The 22,897-nt window shown below is 41.0% G+C and carries 19 protein-coding genes; 8 read left to right on the top strand and 11 right to left on the bottom strand.

Going from position 1 to position 22,897, the window contains the following annotated elements; genetic code table 11:
- The first annotated feature begins 1 nt into the window (after window position 1).
- Together HGG78_RS13070 and HGG78_RS13065 are read left to right on the top strand one after the other, a co-directional pair.
- The gene (locus HGG78_RS13070) at window positions 2-1,759 is read left to right on the top strand and encodes an EAL domain-containing protein (protein WP_172533153.1); all 1,758 of its coding nucleotides are present in this window, start codon (window positions 2-4) and stop codon (window positions 1,757-1,759) included.
- A gap of 16 nt (window positions 1,760-1,775) precedes the next feature.
- Window positions 1,776-3,410 (top strand): response regulator, encoded by a 1,635-nt coding sequence (locus HGG78_RS13065; RefSeq protein WP_172533152.1) that lies wholly within the window; start codon window positions 1,776-1,778, stop codon window positions 3,408-3,410.
- Window positions 3,411-3,535: 125 nt separating this feature from the next.
- On the opposite strand, the gene HGG78_RS13060 is transcribed toward HGG78_RS13065, so the two are convergent.
- From HGG78_RS13060 to HGG78_RS13050, 3 genes are all read right to left on the bottom strand, one after another.
- Entirely contained in the window at window positions 3,536-4,894 is a 1,359-nt protein-coding gene (locus HGG78_RS13060) for an FUSC family protein (protein ID WP_172533151.1), read from the bottom strand.
- A 100-nt stretch (window positions 4,895-4,994) separates the two neighbouring features.
- Entirely contained in the window at window positions 4,995-5,858 is an 864-nt protein-coding gene (locus HGG78_RS13055; protein ID WP_172533150.1) for an efflux RND transporter periplasmic adaptor subunit, read from the bottom strand.
- An 11-nt stretch (window positions 5,859-5,869) separates the two neighbouring features.
- The gene (locus tag HGG78_RS13050; protein ID WP_053312355.1) at window positions 5,870-6,082 is read right to left on the bottom strand and encodes a DUF1656 domain-containing protein; all 213 of its coding nucleotides are present in this window, start codon (window positions 6,080-6,082) and stop codon (window positions 5,870-5,872) included.
- A gap of 462 nt (window positions 6,083-6,544) precedes the next feature.
- On the opposite strand from HGG78_RS13050, the gene pdxY reads away from it, so the two are divergent.
- The 6 genes from pdxY (at window position 6,545) to HGG78_RS13020 (ending at window position 14,035) form a co-directional block, all read left to right on the top strand.
- Complete coding sequence (gene pdxY, locus HGG78_RS13045; RefSeq protein ID WP_172533168.1) at window positions 6,545-7,402, top strand: pyridoxal kinase PdxY; 858 nt, start codon at window positions 6,545-6,547, stop codon at window positions 7,400-7,402.
- Window positions 7,403-7,721: 319 nt separating this feature from the next.
- Window positions 7,722-8,147 carry a hypothetical protein gene (locus tag HGG78_RS13040; RefSeq protein ID WP_172533149.1) on the top strand — a complete coding sequence of 142 codons (426 nt, stop codon included), beginning with the start codon at window positions 7,722-7,724 and terminating at the stop codon, window positions 8,145-8,147.
- A 124-nt stretch (window positions 8,148-8,271) separates the two neighbouring features.
- Window positions 8,272-9,180 carry a LysR family transcriptional regulator gene (locus HGG78_RS13035; RefSeq protein ID WP_172533148.1) on the top strand — a complete coding sequence of 303 codons (909 nt, stop codon included), beginning with the start codon at window positions 8,272-8,274 and terminating at the stop codon, window positions 9,178-9,180.
- 422 nt (window positions 9,181-9,602) lie between these two features.
- Window positions 9,603-11,267, top strand: coding sequence for an amidohydrolase family protein (locus HGG78_RS13030; protein ID WP_172533147.1), 1,665 nt, complete (start codon window positions 9,603-9,605; stop codon window positions 11,265-11,267).
- Window positions 11,268-11,352: 85 nt separating this feature from the next.
- Window positions 11,353-12,327 carry a CobW family GTP-binding protein gene (locus HGG78_RS13025; RefSeq protein ID WP_172533146.1) on the top strand — a complete coding sequence of 325 codons (975 nt, stop codon included), beginning with the start codon at window positions 11,353-11,355 and terminating at the stop codon, window positions 12,325-12,327.
- Window positions 12,328-12,376: 49 nt separating this feature from the next.
- On the top strand, window positions 12,377-14,035 hold the full coding sequence (locus tag HGG78_RS13020; RefSeq protein ID WP_172533145.1) for an amidohydrolase family protein: 1,659 nt from the start codon (window positions 12,377-12,379) through the stop codon (window positions 14,033-14,035).
- 71 nt (window positions 14,036-14,106) lie between these two features.
- On the opposite strand, the gene HGG78_RS13015 is transcribed toward HGG78_RS13020, so the two are convergent.
- The 8 genes from HGG78_RS13015 to HGG78_RS12980 all read right to left on the bottom strand — a co-directional run bounded on the left by HGG78_RS13015 (window position 14,107) and on the right by HGG78_RS12980 (window position 22,869).
- Window positions 14,107-14,823: a glycerophosphodiester phosphodiesterase family protein gene (locus tag HGG78_RS13015; protein WP_172533144.1), complete on the bottom strand. Its 717-nt coding sequence runs from the start codon at window positions 14,821-14,823 to the stop codon at window positions 14,107-14,109.
- Between the two features lie 322 nt (window positions 14,824-15,145).
- A complete protein-coding gene (ugpC, locus tag HGG78_RS13010) occupies window positions 15,146-16,228 on the bottom strand; it encodes a sn-glycerol-3-phosphate ABC transporter ATP-binding protein UgpC (protein WP_172533167.1) in 1,083 nt (360 codons plus the stop codon).
- Window positions 16,229-16,360: 132 nt separating this feature from the next.
- Window positions 16,361-17,203 (bottom strand): sn-glycerol-3-phosphate ABC transporter permease UgpE, encoded by an 843-nt coding sequence (gene ugpE / locus HGG78_RS13005; RefSeq protein WP_172533143.1) that lies wholly within the window; start codon window positions 17,201-17,203, stop codon window positions 16,361-16,363.
- Between the two features lie 9 nt (window positions 17,204-17,212).
- Entirely contained in the window at window positions 17,213-18,094 is an 882-nt protein-coding gene (locus HGG78_RS13000) for an ABC transporter permease subunit (RefSeq protein WP_172533142.1), read from the bottom strand.
- Between the two features lie 74 nt (window positions 18,095-18,168).
- Window positions 18,169-19,461, bottom strand: coding sequence for an extracellular solute-binding protein (locus tag HGG78_RS12995; RefSeq protein ID WP_172533141.1), 1,293 nt, complete (start codon window positions 19,459-19,461; stop codon window positions 18,169-18,171).
- A gap of 290 nt (window positions 19,462-19,751) precedes the next feature.
- Window positions 19,752-20,756, bottom strand: a complete 1,005-nt coding sequence (locus HGG78_RS12990; RefSeq protein ID WP_172533140.1) for a DUF2955 domain-containing protein — start codon at window positions 20,754-20,756, stop codon at window positions 19,752-19,754.
- The gene (locus HGG78_RS12985) at window positions 20,746-21,810 is read right to left on the bottom strand and encodes an HlyD family secretion protein (RefSeq protein ID WP_172533139.1); all 1,065 of its coding nucleotides are present in this window, start codon (window positions 21,808-21,810) and stop codon (window positions 20,746-20,748) included. Before HGG78_RS12985 ends, HGG78_RS12990 begins: the two co-directional genes overlap by 11 nt.
- Before the next feature lie 138 nt (window positions 21,811-21,948).
- Window positions 21,949-22,869, bottom strand: a complete 921-nt coding sequence (locus HGG78_RS12980; RefSeq protein WP_172533138.1) for an aminoimidazole riboside kinase — start codon at window positions 22,867-22,869, stop codon at window positions 21,949-21,951.
- Window positions 22,870-22,897 lie beyond the last annotated feature (28 nt).

Genomic DNA, 22,897 nt, shown 5'->3' with positions numbered 1-22,897 from the left:
GATGATATTAATCGCTGAAGATGATCGTATTCAAAGTACAAAATTGAAATTCAAGCTTAAGCAACTAGGTTATGATGATGTTCTTGTTGCTAGTAACGGCTTTGAAGCACTGGAAATTTGTACTGAACATGCCATAGCTTTGGTGTTTTGTGATATTCGTATGCCAGAGATGGACGGCATAACCTTACTCTCTAAGTTGGGCGAGTACTCTAATATCAGTGTCATTATTCTCAGTGCACTAGAGGATGACGTGCTGGAACTGTGCTACAACATGTGTAGCTTAGCTTCATTTCACTTCGTTGATGTGTTAAAAAAACCATATTCTGAGGAGCAACTCCGTTCAATACTTGAAGCGTTTCAGCGTAAACGTACAGAGAAACAGTCGCAGTTCATACCGATACAGTTATCGATAGAAGATCTTGAACACGCGTTCGATGCAGATCTTTTATTCAATCATTATCAGCCACAATTTGACTTTCAAACCGGTGCAATGGTCGGTGTCGAGGCGCTGGTTAGGTATCAGCACCCGCATCATGGATTACTTGGCCCTGTACATTTTTTACCAGCGATAGAGCAATGTGGCTTAATGGATAAGCTATTTAATGTCGTCCTGGAGAAATCGATATCGGCAATAGCCAGCTTAAAATCGAATTTACGTTTATCTGTAAATATAACCCAAAGTAACTTAGAGCAATCGATCAGTGAGACGGTATTGAGGCTTTGTGCTAAGTATCAATTTGAGCCAAGTCAACTAGTTTTAGAGTTAACCGAAGGGCAAGTCTGTAACAGTACCACTACGTCGTTAGCCAACCTGGCTCGCTTACGGATGCATGGTGTAGGTTTGTCTATTGATGATTTTGGAACCGGTTATGCTTCGTTAAGTCAGCTCTCAAAACTACCTTTTACAGAGCTAAAAATTGATAAAAGTTTCGTGCAAGATTTATCGACTAATTACAAGAATCAACAGTTAACCAATATGTGTTTGTTACTGGCTCAATCTCTGGGCTTACATTGCGTTGTTGAAGGGGTCGAGAATGAAGAAGTGTGGCAATACTTACGCCATTTGAAAGTTGACACTTGTCAAGGCTATTACTCCGCAATGCCAATGCCAATCGGTGAATTGGCAGAAATGTACAGTAAAAATCATAGCCAACGTTTGAATAGGCAAAGTTTAGATGATGGTGTTCATTGCTTATTGATTGATAATCAGCATATTAGTGCTTACGCAATACAGAAATTGATACAAAAAGAACAAACTGTTAGCCGAACAACATTGACTTGTGAATTTGAACAAGCGTTGAAAACGCTAAGAGATTTGCCAATAAACTTAGTCGTGGTTGGCTACAAATCCAATGCACAACAACGAGATAGTTTAACTAAAAACATTCGCATGCATGGCTATAGTGGGAAAATCGTTTTTCTATGTGAATACTCTGATACTGAGGCAAGTGTCGAAGTGGATAACTCGAATACCAGTTGTATTTTGAAGGCGGCAACATTAGCCGAAACGGTTAAAAGTATTATTTATCAAACCGAGACTAATGATAATAATGATTACGATGACAGCTACTATCGAGAATTGCTGTCTGAGCGTGAATTAAGCGTTGCACAGTTGCTTATTCAAGGTGTGACGAACAAGCAGATTGCCAACCAACTTGATATAAGTCAAAAAACGGTGAGTACCTACAAGACACGCATACTGCAAAAATTGGGAATTAATTCCGCGATGGAATTAGTTCGCTTTATCAAAATTAATTAGTAGAAATAACTAAGTTATGTCCATGTTTTCTAAATTAAAAGTTCTTATCGCCGATGATGCTCCTATTGTTATTGCGAGCTTAAGGAGCATGTTGCTTAAACTCGGGTTTCGTGATGATAACGTTTTTCATACCAAAAGCCCTAAAGCCTGCATCTATGCTGCCTCAAGAGAATCATTTGATATTTTTATCTGTGATTATAATTTTGGCAAAGGGCTCAATGGCAAGCAGACATTCGAAGAACTAAAACACTATAAATTATTAAAGGACGATGCTGTCTTTATTTTGGTTACTGCTGAAAGTTCAGCCGCCGTTGTTCGTTCAATTGTAGAGTTGAAACCCGATGAATATATTCTTAAACCCTTCAATATTAGCCGATTAAAAGAGCGTATATCTGCTGCTATCTGCCGTAAAAGAGCACTACAACGAGTCTATAGCGCTGACCTTCAAGGAGATGCTGAACTCGGGCTACAAGCTTGTGATGATTTAGAGCCGTTTCATCCAGAATATTACTTTATTATTCAGAAATTTCGTGGTGATTTTTTGAGTAAATTAAAACGTTATGATAAAGCTAAAATCGTTTACGAAGATACACTGGAACGAAAATCATTAGATTGGGCCAAAATTGGTTTGGCTAATGCATTGAAGAATACAGGCAAAGAATATGAAGCGGCGGAAATTATCAATAGTATGCTTGCTGAAACGCCTCACAATTCGGGTGCTCGTGTAGAAGCTGCTAGCATCAGTTTATTTAATAAAGATATTCCAGATGCTATTCGACATTTGACTCTTGCTAGCAGTATTGTGCCAGGAAATTCGGAACGAGAATTAGTGATCGCCAATCTATGCTTGTCAGTTGGGGATACAGCTGCGGCATTGGAACGCTATAAGTATTATGTTGAGATCAACAAGGAAACCTATCGAAATAATTCATTTTCGCGCTTAAATTTTATTCGCATGCATTTATATGCTTTGCGTTTGGAAGAGCCAGAAAAAAAAGAAAAGCGTTTACTTGAAGTAAAATCGCTGCTTAGGGAGTTATACGATAGTGATCAGAATGGTTCATTCTTGAATCAGTTAGAACTAGTTGCTGCTCATATTGCCATGGAAGAAAATCAGTTTGCCTATGCGGTCTCTATTTTAAATAAATTATACAAAACAAAGCCGTTTCACCATTTCTATGATTATTACCACTTTACTTGGTTGTTAAATATCATGTCGTATGATTCGGAATTTACCAAAGCCATAAATTGGTGTCATGACAGCTTAGTAAAAAATGAATCTGAAATTCTTTTTGAGAGTAATATTGCATTGGCCGCTTCATTGAAGCAAGCCAATGCAGATAAGCTTCAGTGGTTAGAGGAAAAATATTTGGCACTTCAAGACGAGAAGCTAGATATTGAAACATTACTGAATTTATATATGGAAATACTCAACCGTTGTCCTACATTACGCACGGTATGCTTAAAGGTGGTGACAATTTTATCGCGTTATTGGCCACAGGGAATGGGTTTTCAACAAGTCGAGAAGATAGTAGAGCGTTGCGATAACACCATTCGTCAGTTAATGAGTGAAGAGGAACTCCAAAAAATATCTTATCAGCAGCTATACGATAGTGTATTACAACATAAAAGTATTCAACTAGATTCTTAATCCTGTCCTTCTATGCCTAAACAACTTGAAGTTGTAGGTAGGCGGCAATAAAAAGAGGGTATGAGTCATAACTCATACCCTCACTGTGGTTAATGCCATGCTAAGTTGCTTGCGTATATTTAACCTTACTTTTTAAATAATTCGCCAAAAAAGCGCCCCATGGCCAACACCAAAACCATAATGGTCATCATATCTATTGTCGTGTTGACATCATACTGAGGAGTTAGATTGAGTGCTCCCATGGTCATGATCAGTAGCAAATTTCCGCCAAACAAGCGATATAACATCAGCTTAGGTGTTGAAAAAACCTTCCAAATAACCACGATGTTAATGAAGTAAAAGGCGATTAATTGCCAAAGTTCAGTCATCATTGGCATGATAGCGATATACTGAAAACTATAAACAATACCAAATCCAACAATACTCAAGAACGCATCTTTTATTAGGATGGTAGGCATCGTGGGTAATATACTTGCGAATATGCCCAGCATCATTGGGAACATAAAGCTGCCTGGTATTGACAAATAGATCCACATGAAAATACCAGCAATATACATAGTGACACCGTGAGCGATCTTCCTTCTGTCTTCTCTCCAATGCTCAGTGAAAGAACGTGTTTTAGTGGTTGGTAGCGTGACTTCATCGCGATATGTCTGTAAAAAATCGGGCAAAACAAAATATTCTGGTGTTTGAGGATTGAACTCCTCTAGTGCAGTTAATATTTTATTAAGTAACTTAGTATCAACCTCTTTATCACTATCAATTTGCACCTGTCGTAAATAATGGTGAATGATGGCAAAATCGAGTAATCTTTTTTGCCATAACGTTTTATGAAAAGTTAATTTATAGCTACCTTTTGTGGGAATGCTCAAAAAGTTATTTAGTGATGCGATTAGTTGTCTTAAGTCTATTTGCTCGGCGTTGGAATTATGCTCTGCTGCATCGATCAATGATTTAGTATCGTTGATCATATGCTGATGCATTTTTTCAAAAAGTTCTGAGAAAGTTTGCTCTGAACTGACTGGCCAAAGTAAACGGAAGACGACGATAAAAGTGACGACTCCTAGAACGGTTTCTTGCATGCGAAGTAATGCAATGCTAAAGGTGTGTTGACTGTCAAAACCACCAATCCATGCAATAATTGAGCAGACTGAAAATGCCATTGTGAAAATATAGCCACGTCTAATATCCGTGGACATAAATAAGCACAATGCCATAAATAGGCCGTAGAAAAATATGAAAAGAAATCGATCTTGAGAAAATAGCATTACCAGCAATAAAGCATAACCGATCCCCAGTATCGTTCCTAAAATGCGGTTGTGTCCCTTCAAAACCGAGTGTGAAAAAGATTCAGTCATAGCCATTGCAAATACGGCTAGTGCTGCCCAATAAGGTTTTTCCCATTGAAACCATATGGCAAGGCTGATCGCCAATACCATGGATAGCGCGACTTTTATTGCTTCTTTAGTTGAAGAGCTAAACACGGTAGCCACCTTTTAAGTAAATCAATCTGTAATAACATTGTCTTTATTGGCATCAGCTTTTAATGGTATTAATTTTCAACGACGTAAAGTCTTAACCACCTTAATTCTTCACGATCTGAACCGAGGCAGTCATGCCTACACGCAGTTGTAAATCTTCTGGGATATTGTTTAGTTTTACTTTTACTGGTATGCGCTGAGCAAGACGGATCCACTGAAAGTTTGGATTAACATTAGGTAATAAGTTAGCCCCTGTAGTGCCATCCTGCTTAGCTATGCCGTAGCCAATGCTCTCTATTTCACCTTCAAGCGAATGATCATCACTCATCAGTAATGTCACAAAAGCCTTATTTTTCGCAGCAACGCCTTGTAAATCAGTTTCTTTAAAGAAGCCTTCGATCCAGAAGCTATTTTCATCAATGAGAGCAACAACTGGAGTGTTAGCAACAACTTGTGAGCCAACTCTTAGGTTGAAATTAGTAATGTAACCATCAGTAGGGGCATACACTTTAGTAAATTCAAGGTTGAGCTTTGCTTCTTCAACGTTTGCTTTCATTAACTCTAAGTTAGCAAGTGCTGTTTCAACCGCATTGCTTAAGTTGTTCAATGTCAACGTAGATACGGCTCCGGGTGTAAGCTGTTCGAGGTGACGTTGGCGCAGCTCTTCATTTTGGGCTTTTTTAACAAGTGCTTCAGCTTGCTTTTTTGACGCTAATGCCTTGTGATAATTAGTTTGATAAATACTTGGATCAATTTCAAACAACAAATCACCTTGCTTTACATGTGAGTTATCGTCTACTAGTAGGTGGGTAACTTGACCAGTCACTCGTGGTGTAATTGATACGATATGCGCACGAACTTGGCCATCTCGTGTCCATGGGTTTTGTGTATAAGTCTGGTATTGAGAAAACAGCACATAGCTAGCACTTAACATCAAAATAGAAGTAATAAAATAACGTTTAATCACGGTGTTTTCTCTCAAAATGTGGTGATAAATTGGCTAATGATGCCGGTAAAAATAATTACTAAGCTTAACTCTGCTAGAGCGGGATGAGCCACATACTTATGCCAACCACATTTAGCTATGACATGGCTCACTGTACTTGCTAGAACGTATGCAATTACAACCACCAATAGTAATGGGGGAAGATAAATCTCACCCCAAACAAGTTCGTGTGGTACTGCATTCATAAATCACCCGCTTCCGATGTTAATAATCAAAAAACGCACATTACCGTAAGAGCGAAGGTTATTTAAATCGTATTTGATGGATTTCATCCGTCAAGTTGCCAATTTTGATGATTTTTCTCAGTATCGATTCGAGCGAAAGTTTAAAAATTATGTTTTTTATCAGTTGTTGTGCTTTGGTTAATATGAGGAATCCATTGTTATGTTTGTGTGTTGAGTCCGCTTTATCAGTGAATTGATGTTTTTCCTTATTATTGAGTCTTTCAAAGAAAGTCTGTGTGCGCCGTTATTTTGAAGTGCACTGCTTAAAAATATTATTTAGCCCTTTATCTACCAAAATGGTTACCTTGGGGTTTTGATGGATCTCACCCGTCAAATGCGATTAATCAATACAGCATTATTAATTTACAATGTGGTTTAATGAATCTGGCTTCATGTATAGCTAGAAAAAGTATGAGGCAATATATGAAAAGCATTATCTCAATTCAATCTCATGTTGTATTTGGTCATACGGGAAATAGTTCTGCCGTATTTCCGATGCAGAGAATGGGAGTAGAGGTGTGGCCTATTCACACGGTACAATACTCCAACCATACTCATTATAAAGAAGGATGGACTGGACAACACTTTTCAGCAAATGATATCTCAACGTTAATCCAGGGTTTACATAATATTCATCAATTGGGAAATTGTTCTGCATTAATATCCGGTTATTTAGATAACTCTGCGCAGTGTGACGCCGTCACCAATGCGGTGATTGAGCTAAAAAAAGAAAACTCTCAAGCGCTGTATGTATATGAGCCATCAATGTGCGAAGCACTCAACGATTGTTCTAACACACATGAAGTAAAAGAAAAACTGATGACACAACTCATCCCTATGTCTGATGTTTTAGTGCTTAGTCAAACTGAATTAGCGTATTTAACCGAAATGCCGGTTGAAACACGAAAAGAGGCCGTGATTGCATGTCGTAAAATTGTAGATATAGGGCCTAACCTCATCCTAGTAAAACAGTTTGATGCCTTAGAAAAAAATACTTATTCGATGATGCTAGTGACCCCTAAAGCATCCTATATTTCCCAAAGACCGTATATTGAATTTGAGAAACCACTAGTTGGTTTTGGAGACTTAGTCACTGGTATATTTACGGCTGCGTTGGTGAAAGGTATGTCTGCAACAAGGGCTTTTGATCATGCTCACAATGCCGTTTATGGTGTGCTTAAAATTACTGAAGAAGCCGGCTCATGGGAGTTGGAAACAATTTTGGCACAAGATGAATTTGTTGAGCCAAGCAATGATTTTTCTGCTGTGAAAGTGGTTTAGTGATTAATGATTAACCCAGGTGAGAAATAAAAAGCTGCGATTGGTTCGCAGTTTTTTTACATAGCAATATTATCTTAGCCCATGAGCTTTACTTTCTCTCTTATGATTGATCGAGTCCTACATAGATATTGGTGAGTCCCAAATCACATAATGAAGGGTGGCGTCCTTCATATGTGATTAACCACATTACACGTTTTTATTTATTCTATTACTAAATCGAGTCACTTGCCGCCTACCTACAACTTCAAGTTATTTGGCTATAACAAAGCAGTGATAGAAATCTTTGGATAAAAACATCCATTTACAGAAGGTAACCATAATGAAAAAAACACTTATTTCGCTTTTTTTGATGTCATTGGCGGCAAATGTATCAGCACAGACTCCAGAAGTGTTGGATGTTCAAAATGTCGATCAAACCATGAGCCAATTGATGGTGGTTGAACAAGAAGGTGAATTCTTTGTGACTATTGACGAAGAAGCAAGTTTCGAAGAAATTACCTTCTCAGGTTTTGTTGTGGAAAGGTATAGCGAGATTTATATCAGTAGACATGATGCAAACGCGTTACAGCTTGAACAAAAGAAAAAATTCTATGTTTATGGTGAAAAAGATCTTGAAGCACTAAACCAAAAAATAGCATTACGTATTGACCAGGATAACCCAACGTTTTTCTCTGTTGATCTCTACCGTGACTACCATGGTGATTCTGGTGATTTCAGCTATGTTGCTCGAGTCATGGAGTATTAATAATCAATGCATTAGCCCGCTTTAATTGAGCGGGTTTTTTATGCCCCTAATTTGGTTCAATACTGGCATTTTTGGGTGTGGATGATATTGTTGTCATATGTCCAAAGCATCGTGAAGACGACAAATGAATTTCAGTTTAGAACAACTTCTTGCATTCGTTACCGTTTACGAGCAGCTCTCTTTTAGCAAAGCCGCCGTAAAGTTAAATAAACATCGCACTACAATAGGTCAGGTTATCACCAATTTGGAAGATCAACTTGCCGTTACTCTGTTTGATAGAATTGGTCGCTCTGTTGAACCAACAGAAGATGCCCACTTACTGTTTCACTACGCCAAACAGGCTTTGGAACAAGCTCGTGTGTTCGATAGAGTCGCTCTTAGCTTGTCATACGGTGGTTTAGAAAATGTGACCATCGCTTATCCAAGTATTGTTCCACATCGCATTCTTTCTGAAATTCGAAGCCAACTTGCTATTGATTTCCCTATGATGAGAGTCAATTTTTTAGTCAGAGGTAAAGAAGATATTAAGCGTGGTATAGAAACGGGAGAATATCACTTTGGTTTAGTGAATAACTACGAAAGTTCAGCAATACACAGCTTTGATTCAACGATATTGGGCAATATTGAATTTGTTCCTTTTGTTCAAACGGGTAGTGAGTTGTCAAAGGTGGGCCCAAATGAAGCCCTATCGGCATTCAAATCAACAAGGCAGTTCATTCTTAAATCGTTTGTAGAAGAAGGGATGAAAGATAAGATGGTCGTATCGGCCAATCATGAAGAAGTTGACCAATTAGCTTTGGTTATCAAAATGGTCAAAGAAGGGCTTGGATGGGCTTGGTTGCCAAAGTCACTTACCGAGTCTGAATATGTAATCAATAATATTGAGCCACTATTTGCTGATGAATTAAGGGGAGTGATGAAATTCCCTATTTCATTATGGTGCTCCCATTCTAAACAGATAGCCAAGGTCAAATTATCAATTACTCTTGCTGCACACCGCTATGTTGAACAAGTCAAGCAAGCGAATGGTTAGAACAGCACTCAGCACCTTATGCTAAAGGTGCCTTTGTGACTTAAAGCAACAGAGGTGTCTAAGTCCGCTCCCCAATCGCATCGTTTATCTATGCCGATGAGCGTGTTGCTAACTGCGACGTCGCTGTTGAGGTATATAGATGCATCAATAAATTGAGAAAGCATGATACTTATTCATGCTTTTTTATGAAGTTGAAATTCATTCTATTTTTGGCGCTGTACAACGTTTCATTGATTTATAATTTTCATCACAACTTACCATGATATGATTTTACCGTATGATAGCCTCATGGTAATGTACGTCGAAAGGGCGAGCTTAACGCTATTTCTAGGGTTTCATCCATCTAAAACGAGTTAGTGAAAGCAACTTTGTTGATTATATAAACATGCCCTTGTGTCGCTTATTAAAATAAGGAAATAAAAATGAAAGATGATATTTGGGCTGAAAAGTCTGAGTCTAGTGACATAGATCAAACTAAGCGTTCGACATTAACGAAATTAGCCGTTGGTGCGGCAACACTCCCATTTGCATCAGTTCTACATGCTGCTCCTGAAAAACTGACTGAGCAGAAGATCAAATTAATGCCTAATGAAAAAGGTCCATTTGACGTTGTTATTATTAATGGACGCGTGGTTGATCCTGAAACGGGCTTAGATTCGATTCGTAATGTGGGTATCAAAGGTAAGCGTATTGCTGCCATTTCTAAAGATGCTTTAAAAGGTACTAAAGTCATTAATGCTGAAGGTTTAGTGGTTGCTCCGGGATTCATCGATTTACACGCACATGGTCAACAACTTCCAGCTTCACGAGCTCAAGCATTTGATGGTGTTACCACGCAACTGGAAATGGAATCGGGGTTATTACCTATCTCTAAATTCTACGACGATACGGCACAAGAAGGGCGCCCAATTAACTACGGCGCATCGGTTGCTTGGACCTATGCGCGCGTCATGGCAAAAGAGCCAAAAATGCCAACAGCCGATGGTACTATTGTTTGGTTCCAAAAAGCGTTCTCATACAACAGTTGGCAAAATACTTTAGCGACAAAAGATGAGTTAACAAGCATTTTAAACGATGTTGAACAAGGCCTTAAAGAAGGTGGTTTAGGCATTGGTATTAACGCGGGATATGCGCCAGGTTATGGCCATAAAGAGTACTACGAGCTAGCGAAGCTGGCCAAGCGCTATAACATGCCTACTTATACGCATGTTCGTTACTTAAACAGTGCAGAACCAAAATCCAGCTTTGAAGCCTATCAAGAACTGATCAGCTTATCTGCGACAACCGGTGCACACATGCACATTTGTCACCTGAATAGTACCTCTGTGCAAGATATTGAAGATTGTGCTGATCTAGTTCAAGATGCGGTTAATGCAGGTTTAGCCGTGACAGCGGAAGCTTACCCTTACGGTGCTGGTTCTTCATTGATTGGCGCAGAAGTTTTCCGCGGTGATGATTGGTTAGAGCGCTGGGGGGTACCTAGTGCAAGTTACATGGAAGCTAATGGTAAACCATTAACACAAGAAAAAATTACCGAGCTTCAAGCCAATGAACCGGGCACGGTAGTAGTAATGCATTTCTTAAAACCTGATGAAAATAAATCAGATCGCCAAAAAATGGATCGTTCCGTGCTATTCCCTGGTGCAGCTATTGCTTCAGATGGTATGCCATGGATGGATCCTAAAGGGCAACTAATCGAAGGTGATGTATGGCCATTACCAAGCGACGCCATCGCTCACCCAAGATCGCTTGCTTGTTACACTCGCTTTATTAGTAAATACGTAAACGAGTACAAAGCCATTTCACTGGTTGAGGCAATGGAGCGTTGTAGCTTAAACGCTTGTCGCATTATAGAAAACAGTGTTCCACAAATGAAAAACAAAGGCCGTGTGCAAGTAGGCAAAGATGCCGATTTAGTGCTATTTAAACTTGAAGATATCAAAGTACTTGCTACCTTTGAGGCTCCTAATGCTCTTTCTGAGGGTATGCATCATGTCATTGTTAACGGTACACCTATCATTGAAAATGGTGAATTGCATTTAGATGCCAATCCGGGTGAACCCATTCGTAACCCAGTTATTGCATAATTAATTCCAAATATAATTAAGCTCGGCGAAAGTCGAGCTTTTTCAATATTTGAGTTAAAAAAGAACATAAAATAGAGAACATGCTATGAACAAAAAGCCAATTCCAGTCACAATATTAGCCGGATTTCTAGGCGCAGGGAAAACCACTCTGCTTAATCATATATTGACCAATGCTAACGGCATGCGTATGGCGGTGATCGTCAACGATTTTGGTTCGATTAATGTTGATGCTGAACTGGTAAAATCTGAAAGCGAAAATATGATCAGCCTTGAAAATGGTTGTGTGTGTTGTAATCTCGCTGAAGGCCTAGTGGTTTCTGTGATGCGCTTATTAGCACTCGAAGAGCGTCCAGACCACATTGTGGTTGAAACCTCGGGTATTTCAGAGCCAAAAGAAGTGGCGCTGAATTTTGAAGATCCTGAGTTGCAACAGCATGCCCCGCTGAATGCAATCATTACTACTATTGACGCTAAAAATGTACTGACGCTTGAAAAGCAGATGGCATCGTTGGCTGAGCAACAAATTCAAGTCGCTGATATTGTTTTGGTCAATAAAGTCGACCTTGTTGAGCCAGAAGAGCTAAAAAAAGTTAAACAATGGTGTCAAGTACAAGCACCTTTTGCCAAACTAGTAGAAATAGAGTTTGGTAAAGTTGATTTACCTATTTTATTTGAAGTACCAGAAAGACTTCAGGTTGCAACACATAATAAAGAACATGGTTGTGATCACCATGACTGCCATGATGACCATTGTGAACATATTAACCATCACTTTGAAACATTCAGTTTTGAAACGGAACAACCACTTTCACTGCAAGCCTTGTACCCTCTGTTGCAGCAGTTTTCTATCGATGCGTATCGCATGAAAGGCATCTTAAACCTTGATGATCGACCCGATCACCGCTGTATTTTCCAATGCACAGGTCAACGCGCACAAGTGACCATTGGCGAACCATGGCAAGAAGGTGAAACAAGAGCCACGCGCCTTGTTTTTATCGGTCCTAAAGGTGGATTAGATATGGATGGAATGCGCAAAAAATTAGAAGCGCTCGTGGTTTAATTAAAAGATTTATTGATACGATTATGCGAATAAATAGTAAGGAATAAACATGTCTAAATTGGAAAATGATGTGATCGAGTCTGTTAACGTTGATCAAAGTAAACGCAAAACACTGCAAAAATTAGCAGTAGGTGCGGCAGCCATTCCATTTTCTTCGGTTGTGTATGCAGAAGCGGATAAAATGGCTAAGAAACCGCTGTTAATGCCAAATGAAAAAGGCCCATTTGATGTTGTTATTATAAATGGTCGCGTGGTTGATCCAGAAACCGGTTTGGATGCCGTGAGAAATGTGGGTATTAAAGGTGACCGAATTGCGGCGGTATCAACGGACAAGCTTGAAGGCACTAAAGTTATTGATGCAACAGGTTTAGTGGTTGCTCCGGGGTTTGTTGACATTCATGCACATGGTCAGCAATTGCCTGCGGCTAGAGCACAAGCTTTTGATGGTGTGACAACCGCGCTAGAGATGGAGTCAGGCCTATTACCAATTGGCAAATTCTACGATGACACAGCGAAAGAAGGTCGACCTATTAACTATGGCGCTTCTGTTGCTTGGGCTTTTGCGCGGATAATGGCCAAAGAACCCGATTTTTTACCGGCAGATGGCACCCTTACGTGGTTCCAAAAAGCATTTGCTTTAAAAAACTGGCAAAACACTATTGCTACTGAAGATGAACTGAAAACAATCTTGGCTGATGTTGAACAAGGTCTGAAAGAGGGCGGCTTGGGCATTGGTATCAATGGTGGATATGCGCCTGGGTATGGGCATAAAGAATATTATGCTCTTGCTAAGCTTGCTAAAAGTTATGAAGTACCAACTTATACTCACGTTCGTTATGCTAACGGACAGGAGCCTAAATCGAGTTTTGAAGCATACCAAGAGCTGATCAGCTTATCTGCTACAACGGGTGCACATATGCATATTTGTCACCTCAATAGTAGCTCTGTACGTGATATTGATGATTGTGCTGATCTAGTACAAGAAGCCATTGATAAGGGTTTACCTGTCACCACTGAAGCCTACCCTTACGGTGCTGGTTCAACGGCAGTGGGCGCAGAGTTATTTGCTGGTGCAGATTGGACTAAACGCTTTGGCGTTCCAGATGCTAGCTACATGGAAGCAAATGGTAAAGCGATGACTCAGGCTAAAATCGATGAGTTACGCGAAACTAATCCTGGTGAAATTGTGGTTATTCACTTTATAAAGCCAGATGATAGCAAAGAAGATCTCCGTCTTATGAAGCGTTCAGTGTTATTCCCTGGAGCAGCTATTGCTTCAGATGCGATGCCGTGGATGGATGCTAAAGGTAAATTAATCGAAGGTGATGTTTGGCCTTTGCCTAGTGATGCATTCGCTCATCCGCGTTCAGTTGGTTGTTTTGCGCGTTTCGTTAATAAATATGTAAATGATTATAAAGCGGTTTCTTTAGTTGAAGCGATGGAGCGTACCAGTTTAAATGCTTGTCGAACTATCGAAGATGCTGTTCCACAAATGCGTAATAAAGGCCGTATTCAAGTTGGTAAAGATGCTGATGTCGTGATTTTTGATCTCAATACCTTCAAGGATACCGCTACATTTACTAAACCAAACTCACTCTCTGTGGGGATGAAGCATGTATTAGTAAATGGCCAATCAGTGATTGAGAATGAGCAACTGATTATGGATGCGCTGCCGGGTAAAGCAATCCGTCGTGAAATCAAAGCATAGTAGCGAGCTTAATGTTTAGAAATAGCGCCTAATGGCGCTATTTCTGTATTATATTGCAGCTAGAATGAAAGTTAATGCCCATCCAAAAATAATTCTGGGTAGTCGCTAAACACAGCATTAATAGTTTGTAGATGGTGCAGTTTCTTAGGGTTATTGACGGTATAGCACCATACTTGATATCCCGCCTGTTGTAGCTTTTGCACATGTTTTTTGCTGGTCCAACGGAAGTTTAAATTACAGCTAAAAGCATTAATCTCTTCTAGTAGTTGCCAGTTTTTTTTTGAAAGCCTTTCACTTAACACCCCTAATTTATAGCCAGGGCAGTGTAGCGCAAGCGTACGCATAATGTCATGGCTAAAGCTAGAAAGTAAAATGTTCTCTTTTTCCATTGGACCATGGTCAAGTTGCTGTTTTAATTGTTGAGCAACGCTGGAAACGTCGTGTTGGTCGACCTTTACTTCAATATTGAGCCCTAAATTGTGCTTGGCTGCCAATATTAATAATTCTTCAAGCGTCATAATGGGTTCGCCAGCAAAGGCTTGGTTAAACCAACTGCCAAAGTCAAACTGTTGGAGTTGTTGTAGGGTGTAGGCATCCACTCGGCCTTTGCCATTACTACAGCGGTTAATGGTGTGATCATGACATACCACCAATACATTATCTTTGGTTGGTTGTACGTCGATTTCTACCCAATCTAAACCTAAATCAATCGCAGCTTGGACGCTTACTTTGGTATTTTCAGGAAAGTGGCCAGCGACACCACGATGCCCAACGACGATTAAAGACATACTTATTCCTTATTATCTTTACTTATGTTTAGAGAAAGACGGTGCGGAACTGCCACACCTAGCAAGCGTTCTTCTACGGAGCAGTGACTCGCTAGCGCTATCATTGTGCAAAGCAATTATTGTTGTACCCTTCCTACTTGAAATTGCAGCGGTAGTCAATTGAGAACCTTACGAGTGGCTTGCACCGAATCGGCAAACGGATTCGATAAGATAACGCTAGCAGTACGCCATTGGAGCGTTCTAAATAGGATGAAATCTCTGTTAGTCTAGGCGCTAGGCTCACAAAACCCTTGTTTGGCATTTGTATCCTTGTTAATAAATCTTACGCAATCGCCTGTTTAGCCTGCATGACAGGACAAAGCCTTTTTCCGGTTTGATCAAAAATATGTAGATTGGTTTTACTAATAAACAAATGCAGTGGTTTACCGTGTTCGAGATGCATTTCTGCTGTCACTGCGATGAATGGTTGTTCACCGACAATACCGTGAACAAACTGATTTGGTCCGAGCGGCTCGACAACGGTGATGCTCATATTCAGTTCAATCGCATCATTGGATGGTACTGTGCTCGCATGTTCGGGGCGAATGCCGACCGTGATATTTTGAGCTGTCAGGCAACGATAGTCAGGTAAAAAAATACGCTGAGTACCTATATGCAAATAACCGGAATCTAGGTTTGCTGAAATAAAGTTCATCGCAGGGCTGCCCATAAAACTGGCAACAAATTGGCTTGCTGGTTGGTGATAAACTTGCGCAGGGCTTCCAACTTGCTCTATTTTGCCTTGGTTTAGCACCACGATCCTGTCTGCTAAGGTCATTGCCTCAACTTGGTCATGAGTTACATAGATACTGGTTACGCCTAATTCGCGTTGCAGTTTTTTTATTTCTAGGCGCATGTGAGCGCGTAGGGCTGCATCTAAGTTTGATAAGGGTTCATCAAACAAAAAAAGTTGTGGATCTCGCACAATGGCGCGTCCCATTGCGACACGCTGTCGTTGACCGCCAGAAAGCTTGGCCGGTTTGCGTTGAAGATAGTCTTCAATTCTGAGCGTTTTAGCGACTGTTAATATTTTTGATTCAATGGTTGTTTTATCAACATTGCGATTTTTCAAACCATAAGCCAGGTTATCGTAAACAGTCATGTGTGGATAAAGGGCGTAATTTTGAAAAACCATAGCAATATCGCGTAGAGCTGGTTTTTCATTATCGACTCGACGACCGGCTAAGTGGATCTCTCCATCAGAAATGGCCTCAAGTCCAGCTATCGAGCGTAGTATGGATGATTTGCCACACCCTGACGGGCCAACTAAGACAATAAATTCCCCCTTTTTAATACTGAGATCGACTCCTTTAACGGCTTGGTGGCCATTTTCGTAGGTTTTTACCAATTGTCTGAGTTCTAACATTTTGAACCCCGTTGAATGGTGGATAGATTGAACCGTATGCGTTGGAGATAGTTTTGTGTTCATAGTGAGATAACCAATGTGTGCTTATATTCAATGTTTGTAGGCGAAACGAATGTCATGGTGTGGCGGCAATTATTTTTCACTTTCAACCAGTCCCTTTACGAACCAGCGCTGAAAGATAACCACGACTAAAACCGGAGGTAGCATCGCTAAAATCACCATCGCAAAGACGTAGTCGTAGCGTGGTGTGCTGGTTTCATTAATGTTGTTAAGTACTTGTTTGATGCCCATAACGATAGTGTTGTAGCTCTCATCAGTCGTCATCATGATTGGCCATAAATATTGGTTCCAACCCACAACGAACATGATGATAAAAATAGCTGCCATCATGGTTTTAGATAACGGCAGCAAGATATCGATGAAAAAGCGAATTGGACCTGCGTTATCCAGTTGAGCCGCCTCAAGCAGTTCATCTGGAATGGTTTTGAAAAATTGACGAAAGAAGAAAGTCGCGGTGGCGGATGCGATTAACGGCAAGATAAGCCCAGTATAGCTATTGAGCATGCCAAGTTGAGAGACGACTTCATAAGATGGAATAATTCGCACTTCTAACGGCAGTAGTAGCGTGACAAAAATCAGCCCGAACCATGCACTGGCGTAGGGCAGCCTAAAGTAAACCAAGGCATAAGCAGCCAGCATAGAAATAATGATCTTACCGATAGAAAAACCGAGTCCCATAATCATTGAGTTAACAATCATCGTTTGGGCATTGACCTCACCATCAAAGCCAACACTCTTGTTCCATGCTTCGTTATAGATAGCACTAAAATTGTCACCAGGTAACCACTGCAAGCCTTCACTCACGATGGTATTAGGATTGTGGGTTGAACTTGCGAAGATCAACCAAATAGGAACCACCATAAACAGAGCACCAACGATAAGGATCAGGTGATCTGAAAGTCGATTACTTTTCATATTCTGCCTTTAGTAATGAACACGTTTTTCAACAAAACGGAATTGGATAAATGTCAGTATCAGAACCAATAAAAGCAGCACCACGGATTGGGCCGAACTACCACCTAGGTCGGCACCGACAAAGCCATCACGATACACCTTGTAAACCAATGAGGTAGTGTTGCCACCGGGGCCACCAGAAGTCATGGTATCTATCACGCCAAAGGTTTCGAAAAACGCATAGGTAAGGTTAATGATCAACAGAAAGAAGCCTGTGGGTGCAAGCAAAGGGAAGGTGATGGTCCAAAAGCGTTTCGAATCACTGACACAGTCAAGCATGGCCGCTTCCCTAACCGCGAGTGAGATAGATTGCAACCCTGCGAGGAAATAGACGAAGTTCACGGAAATTTGTTTCCATACCGAAACCAGAATCAGAGCGAACGTGGCGTCAACAGGATCCGTTTGGAAGCTGAACTCCCAGCCGAGATAACTGAAAAAGTCAGTGAGCACACCAATGTGTGGGTTGAATAGAAAAGCACCGATAATGCCGGCAACAGCTGGCGCAACGGCATAGACCCAAGTTAACGTAATTTTGTAAGGACTTTGCCCGTGAATGATATTGTTGGCTTTCACCGCTAGCAGTAGAGCGATGGCGAGCGATAAAAATGATACCGATATAGAGAAGAGCAGAGTAAAACCTATCGATTTAAGGTATTCGCTCGACTCGAACAGCATTTGATAATTTTCGAACCAAACGAAGGTTGAAGATAGTCCCCATGGGTCTTCTAACATGAAGGATAAATAGACCGCTTTTGCTGCCGGGTAGATAAAAAATACCGTAATAATGGCAATTTGAGGAGCCAAAAAAAGATAGGGTAGGGATGAATGACAAAATTGTTGACGACGTTCCATAGTTAGACCCAAACACATTAAACAAAATGAGAGAGCTCCTAGTGAGTCACTAAGAGCTACGGCTTAGCGAGCGGCTATTGAACGGTTCGGGCGAAACGTTTCAGTAGTTGATTACTTTCAATTTCGACGTTGTCTAAGCCTTTTTCCACACTGGTTCGGCCTGCAAAAATATTGTCAAATTCACGGTGCATAACTTGTCGAATCTGTGGGTAGTAACCAAGACGATAGCCTTTAGTCCACTCGCCAGAGGCGAGACTGAGCTGTTTGACACCCACTTCAGCATCTGGTTGTTGTTGGTAATAACCGGATTGCTTAGTCAGATCATAAGCCGCATTGGTGACTGGCACGTAGCCAGTTGTTTTATGCCAGTACATTTGTGTTTCAGGCTTGGTGAGGTAGTCAAAAAATGCGGCCACTGCTTTGTCTTGTGTTTTGTCATGACCATTGAGGGCAAACAGAGCGGCACCGCCAATAAAGGTATGCCCAGCATTTGGATTAACCGATTGCCAGTAAGGTAAATACGTTGTACCTAAATTGAAGGTAACGCGGTTGCGTAGACCGCCAAATGAGCCTGAAGAGCCCATCCACATCGCGACTTCCTGACGTTCGAATGGTGTTTGGTTGGCATCCCAGTCACTGCCATAATATTTGTAGTAACCTTTATCAGACCACTCTTTTAGTTTCTTAACATGCATTAACATGTCATCAGTATTGAACATGATTTTGCTTGGTAGCCCATCATAACCATTGTGTTTATCGGCTAGCGGTAGGTTGTGACGAGACTTAAAGTTCTCAAACATTATCCAAGGCGTTAAAGACTGAGAAAAACTGGCGTAGCCCTGAGATTTCAAATTACCAGCGATTTGCTCTAGCTGTTCGTAAGTTTGCGGGGCATCAACGCCAACCTTAGCAAGAATATCTTTGTTGTAGTAAAGCACCGGAGTTGAGCTGTTAAAGGGCATACCGACCATTTTGCCGTTGTTATCGGCATAGAAATTACGCACACCTGCTAAGTAGTCATTTGAACTGAACGAGTAACCTGACTCAAGCATAATATCTTGAACTGGTTTGGCGACACCCTTCGCCGTCATTATGGTTGCCGCACCAGCATCAAACACTTGCAGGATATTTGGTGACTGCCCGGCACGAAACGCAGCGATACCCGCAGTGAGGGTTTCTTGATAAGAGCCTTTGTAGATCGGGGTGATTTTGTAATCATTTTGAGAGTCATTAAAATCGGTTGCGATCTTATTGACGGTATCGCCAAGTTGTCCGCCCATGGCATGCCACCACGTAATTTCCGTTGCTGCAAATGTTGTTCCCGAAACGGTTGCTGATAGCAAACCCGCTAACCATAGCTTTTTCATGTCAGTTTCCTTGTGAGTTTCGAACGAGACATTAGAGGTTTCGTTTGATGCTATGGTGGTTGAGTTTTGTGACATATTCATGAGTATTCAATTTCAAAAATATGAATGATTTATGGATGCTCTGAGTTTGATCACGGAATGAATCCGCTTTGTCAGCAAGGGGAAGTGGTAGCGATAAGAAAAAGAAGAGAGTAGGGACGTGAATCAGTATCGACTGGTTCACGTCCCGTATTTTATGCTCTATCGAAATATTAACGAATAGAGCTTTGATGAACTAGCTGGTGAAGCGGTTAACCTTTAGCAGACACCGAACTATCAATTGATTTACCGACATTCAAAATCAGCACGCCGATAAAAATGGCAATGATTATCGAAACCAAACGCGTCAATTCCGCTGACATCGAGTCTGTGCCTTGATTTTTAATAATTTGATAGGTTAATACGGTAAAGTTTGTAAATAGTAATTGGTAAATGCTCAAGCGACAGTTACAGCGAATGGCATAACAAGCCAACTGGATACCGCAAAATAGAGCAACGCCTAATACAGCCCAAGTCTGTACATCAAACATAAACAGCAACATCACCGGGACCGTAAATAGTATCCCAACGGTGGTGGTAATTAACCGGTTATGGCTAAATGTTTTTTGTTCATGTTGTATTGGGGTCTTAATCATGCTGCTGATAGTAATTGCAATCAATATTGATTGAGAACTACCAGTACTGATCAATGCCGCTAATACCAAGCACATGGCCGTTGTTTTAAATAAAATCAAAGCAATATGCGCGTTGGTTTCCTCATGACTTTGTTCATCTGGTTGAATGTCTTGTTCGTCGCCAGGAAAGACCAAGAAACACAATGAAGTTACAATGATAGCAATGATAAGAGCTTCAAACATTAACCAAGGTAAAACATTGGCGGATACACCCATTTGCTTAGTCATCACCGCCATGATGATAACGACCATAATGGTTAATGTTGATAAGATATCTTTTGGGTCATGGTGGCTACGGTAGTAACTAAAAAATAGTAAAGCCCAGCAAAACAGAGCAAAGCCGGTTGGTGTGTCGACCAGTATCTCACCTAGGTTGACCACGATAAAGCTGATAAAAAACATCACCAATAGCAATTTTAGCAACAGGCTAAGCGGTGGCTTAGAGGGCATGATAGTCAGAAATATCACCACAAATATTGGTGCCAAGATTGGCATGGCTGAACCGTTAAACTGTAAGTAAAACAGTAACAATATAGGGGCGAAAACTAACCTTATAACTGGATTCGCTGCACTATGAAACATAAGTCCATACACTCACAATGCGCATCCAGATTCGCGCTAGCCATTCACCAAAGCTGCTTTGTTCAGTAAAGAAAGCAACGGTAGCTTGTGAACCATAACGAATGTTAGACGGTACTTCACCATTTTCAAAAACAATGTTAACTGGATAACGTTGAGCACTTAATGACTTGGTATCTGCGGTTAAAAAGCCGGTTGTTTGGTCGATATTATTGCTACCACCAGTACCCCAGCCAATACTGTCGACTTTGCCGAGTAAAACACGACCCGGTAAGGCATCAAGTACAATCTCAACTCGTTGACCGACACGGATGTATTCGGTGGAGTTTTCTCTTACTAACGCTGAGACCCACACTCCACGAGGATCAATGAACGTCAGCATTGGCGATCCAACGGTAGCTTTTTGACCTGCGGTAAGCTGAAGGTTGGTCACTATGCCATCGGAAGGGGCGAGAACTTGTGTTTTTTGTAAATCTAATTGTGCCTGTTCAAGCTTGGCCATGGCAGATAAAATCTGTGGGTTGTTGCTACCTTTTGGCCCTAAATTTTGTTGCGCCTGTGTTAATGAGGCTTCTGCAGCTTTCAGTGCCGCTTGGGTGCGTTCGCGCGCTTCAATCGCGTTATCGAGATCCGCTTTACTTAGCACCCCTTTTCTTGCTAATTCAGTGACACGAGCTGCCTGTTCTCTGGCATTATCACGTGCAGCTAGTGCATCAACGACTTTAGCTTGCGCCACTTCAACTGCTGCTGTACTCGCACCAATGTTTTGCCCTGCAATCGCCAAACTTGCATGAGCTGCTTTTAGGTTAATTTCATAATTTCTTGGGTCGATCTTGAATAACACATCACCTGCGCGCACAACCTGATTATTGTTCACATTAACTTCTGTGACGTTTCCTGATACTTCAGGAGCAATTCTCACTAAATAAGAGTGAACTCGCGCGGTGCTTGTCATCGGAGTAACTCGGTCAGCCCACAAGCTGTAAAACCAAATAAATAAAATTAAGCCAATAATATAAAAACTAAGTTTCCTAGATGATTTTTCCGCAGCAGACATGCTTTAAACTCTCTTCAAAATAAAGCCTGTATGATAATTGCCGAAATGTATTGCAGCAAGTAATGAATCCAATCGACAAAAATAAACCCCAAATAGTATGGGGTTCATGCTTGGTTTTGTCAGAGGGGTAAGAGAGTGTTATGAAATGTATGAGATCAGTGCTTTTTCATCAGGCAGTGCTGTCATTGCCCCTTTCTTTGTGGTTGCGAGTGCACCACATCCATTTGCCCATTTAACGGCTTCATGAATGACTGAAGTTTTATGCCATTCTTGATGGAAAGAGAGTTTACGCAGGAGACCACCAACAAAAGCATCGCCAGCACCGGTTGTATCAATAGGTGACACGGGCGTCCCAGATATCAAAGCCTGAGTTGCTGGCGTAATAACTAACGCGCCTTTCGCTCCTTGAGTAATGATAATCAATGGGATCGAAAGTGATTGAAGCGTCGTTAAACCAGCCTCAAGACTGGTGGTTTGTGTTAGAAACAATAGCTCGTCGTCAGAAAACTTAACGACATCTGCCAGCGCTACCGCTTTCATGACCACTTCGATCATCTCATCTGGTTTTGACCATACTTCATCTCTTAGATTTGGATCAAAACTAATAAAACCGCCACTTTCTTTCATTTTTTTTATAGCGCCAAGGGTAGTGCTTCGGCTTGGTTCATTTGCTAGTGCGATAGAGCAGCAGTGCAGCCATTCGCCAGCTTTAAATGAAGGAATATCTGACGTGCTTAGGAATTGATCTGCGCTCGGTTTTACCATGAAGGTAAAACTGCGTTCACCATCTTCATCTAAGTCTACAACCACCGTTGAAGTGCGTTGATTCTGATCTAATAGCAGATATTCGATATTGACGTTTTTATCGCTTAACGTTGATTGCATGAATCGACCCATTGGGTCGTTACCTACTCGACCGAAAAAAGCACTATTGCCCCCTAATCTGGCTATTGCGACAGCAACATTAGCGGGTGCACCACCAGGGCATTTTAAGTAGTGAACATCACCTTCTGGAATCAAATCAACCACTGCATCGCCTGTTACCCATACTTTGTTCATCTCTATTTCTCCAGTAAGTCTTTATTCG

Origin of the sequence: Vibrio aestuarianus, assembly GCF_012395185.1 — a bacterium.
GTDB lineage: Bacteria > Pseudomonadota > Gammaproteobacteria > Enterobacterales > Vibrionaceae > Vibrio > Vibrio aestuarianus.
Note: the sequence above shows the minus strand (reverse complement) of the source record. Positions and strands in the feature narration are given on the sequence as shown.